The organism is Paraburkholderia mimosarum LMG 23256 = NBRC 106338, assembly GCF_000739815.1.
In the GTDB taxonomy this organism is placed as follows: domain Bacteria; phylum Pseudomonadota; class Gammaproteobacteria; order Burkholderiales; family Burkholderiaceae; genus Paraburkholderia; species Paraburkholderia mimosarum.
Genome location: NZ_BBJJ01000227.1, coordinates 1 through 2,590, shown reverse-complemented (window position 1 = coordinate 2,590; position 2,590 = coordinate 1). Strand labels below are relative to the sequence as shown.

Here is a 2,590-nt window from a genome sequence, read left to right as displayed (position 1 = left end):
AGACGAGAATGTCGGCGAGCAGGCTCGGATGGGCGATGCTGCGTTCGATCGGCAAACCCGGCATCGGGGGTTGTGCGATGTGACCACAGTTCAGGCAGACCAGCTTGCGCCGGATCGTGCGGATCACCTTGAATGCAGCGGCTACGCGGGCGAGCTGCTCGGACACGTCCTCGCCCAGCGACTGCATGGTCGTCGCGCACACGGGGCAGAGCGGGTCGGGCTCGAGCACGATCTCCTCGCGCGGCAGGTGCGGCGGGAGCGGCTCTCGCGAAGGCGAATTGCTGGCCGCCGCATCCGGCGTCCCGTCTGCCTTGTTACGCGCCTCGGCAGCACCCCGGCCGGCCGTCAGGTCCTCCAGTTGGGCCTCGAGCTTGTCGATCTGCCTGGCGAGCTGTTCGGACTTGCGTCCGAACAGCATCCGCTTGAGCTTGTCGATCTGCGCCTTCAGGCGCTCGATCTCATCATCGCGCGAGGCGAGATTCTCCAGCATCTTCACGATCGATGCCTGTTGCGCGAGCACCATGGCATGGAGCTCGGCGACGGTATCGGGAAGCGGCGCATGATCGGACATGCGCCGCAGTTTACGAGCCTTCCGCGCGGTTTACAACATCGAGAGTGCAGCGGTACGACGCGGCCGCCGCCAATCGATGCCTTCGAGCAACATCGACAGTTGGGCGGCGCTCAAGAAGATCTTGCCGCCATCGGCCTGCGGCCACACGAAACGACCTGCTTCGAGTCGCCTGGTCAGCAGGCACAGTCCGTCGCCGGTGGACCACAAAACTTTGACTGTGTCGCCGCGGCGCCCTCGAAAAACGAAGACATCACCGCCCAGTGCATTCTCTTCGAGCGTCGTCTGCACCTTCGCCGCCAGCCCCTGGAAACCGCAGCGCATGTCGGTGATGCCCGCGGCGATCCAGATGCGTGTGCCCGCCGGCAACCCCATCATCGAGCCAGCTCGCGAATGAGCAGTCGCAGCGTCGCCGGCGAAACCTCGCCGCGAATGCGCAGGCGAGCACGATCGAACTCGACCTCGCAACAGTTCTCAACTGCCGATTCCGCCGCCCGAACCGGCGGGCTCGGCACCAATGCGGCAGTTTCGCCAATGATGCTGACCGGCAATAGGGCCGCCTCGTCGGTCGGCGTTTGGTTTGCCTGCACGGAAAGCAATGGCGGGCCATACGCGCCAGCAAGATATTTCCGCCGCCATTTGAACAGCAAATTCGCGTTGACTTCATTCCGGCGGGCAATCAAGGCGACCGATGCACCCGGCTCGAACGATTGCTCCACCAATCGCCGCTTGAATTCGACCGGAAAGTTCGGTCGCTTGTATCCGTCGCCTGCAAGGCGCTCACTCAATGTCTCGTCCACTTTGGTGTCCACCATAATTTGGTGGACACCAAATTACCCATCCCTCAACCCGCCGTCGAGAACGGCTCTCGCGAGCCGCTTACAACTAATCTATGTTCGCGTAGCATGTTGACGTCAACGGAACGGGAGACATCAGCATGTCGATGGGACGACCTAAGGCGAAACTGATGCTGAGCGAAGACGAGCGTCTGCAACTGATATCGATCACACGTTCTCGCTCGATTTCGGCTGCGCTGGTCACGCGTGCGCGCATCGTGCTGGCGGCAGCCGAAGGAGAGCCGAACAGTGCGATCGCGCAGCGCCTGCAACTCACGCGCGCCACGGTGGGCAAGTGGCGTCTCCGGTTTGTGGAGCAGCGCATCAACGGACTCTATGACGAAGTGCGCCCCGGCAAGCCGCGCACGATCGACGATGAGCGGGTGGCTCAACTGATTCATAAGACCCTGCATACCAAACCCGCCGATGGCTCCACGCACTGGAGCGTACGTACGATTGCCGCCGAAACAGCTATCTCGCCGACCAGTGTGCACCGTTACTTCAAGCTGTTGGGTCTGCAACCGCATCGCAGCGAAAGCTTCAAGCTCTCGACCGATCAGTTCTTCATCGAGAAATTGCGCGACGTGGTCGGCCTTTACCTGAGTCCGCCGGAGAACGCCCTGGTCTTGTGCGTCGACGAGAAGAGCCAGTGTCAGGCGCTCGAGCGTACGCAACCCATGCTGCCGATGGGGTTCGGCTACGTTGAAGGGGTCACTCATGACTACAAGCGCCATGGCACAACGACGCTGTTCGCGGCGCTGAACGTGCTCAACGGCGCGGTGCTCGCTACCTGCAAACCGCGTCACCGGCATCAGGAATTCCTGTCGTTTCTGCGCGAAATCGACAAGGCAGTGCCGGCCGAGCTTGACGTGCACTGCATCGTGGACAACTACAGTGCCCACAAGCATCCGAAGGTCAAAGCGTGGTTGGCGACACGTCCTCGGTGGCATATGCATTTCATTCCGACTTACAGTTCGTGGCTTAACCAGGTCGAACGCTTCTTCGCTCTGATCACCGGCAAAGCCATACGCCGTGGCTCGTTTGGTTCGGTCAAGCAACTGGTTAAACGTATCGATCAATTTGTCTCCCACTACAACCAAAACTGCGAGCCGTTCATGTGGACCGCTACCGCTGACTCCATCCTCGCCAAGCTACAAAGACTATGTACGCGAATCAGCGGAACGGG

Annotated in this window: 4 protein-coding genes; 1 reads left to right on the top strand and 3 read right to left on the bottom strand. The window is 61.0% G+C overall.

The window, feature by feature from the left end; translation table 11 throughout:
• The 3 genes from BMI01S_RS36875 to tnpA form a co-directional block, all read right to left on the bottom strand.
• On the bottom strand, positions 1–571 hold a 571-nt coding region (locus tag BMI01S_RS36875), incomplete at its 3' end, for an IS66 family transposase (RefSeq protein WP_042293189.1).
• A 30-nt stretch (positions 572–601) separates the two neighbouring features.
• Positions 602–946: an IS66 family insertion sequence element accessory protein TnpB gene (tnpB, locus tag BMI01S_RS36870; protein WP_028233044.1), complete on the bottom strand. Its 345-nt coding sequence runs from the start codon at positions 944–946 to the stop codon at positions 602–604.
• On the bottom strand, positions 943–1,368 hold the full coding sequence (gene tnpA, locus BMI01S_RS36865) for an IS66-like element accessory protein TnpA (protein WP_244145499.1): 426 nt from the start codon (positions 1,366–1,368) through the stop codon (positions 943–945). Before tnpA ends, tnpB begins: the two co-directional genes overlap by 4 nt.
• Positions 1,369–1,505: 137 nt before the next feature.
• Between tnpA and BMI01S_RS36860 the strand changes: the two genes are divergently transcribed.
• On the top strand, positions 1,506–2,590 hold a 1,085-nt coding region (locus tag BMI01S_RS36860), incomplete at its 3' end, for an IS630 family transposase (protein ID WP_042293192.1).

What these genes read in the sequence shown, in the direction of transcription:
- tnpB (WP_028233044.1), bottom strand. Translation starts at nt 946, where the DNA reads ATGATGGGGTTGCCGGCGGGCACACGCATCTGGATCGCCGCGGGCATC.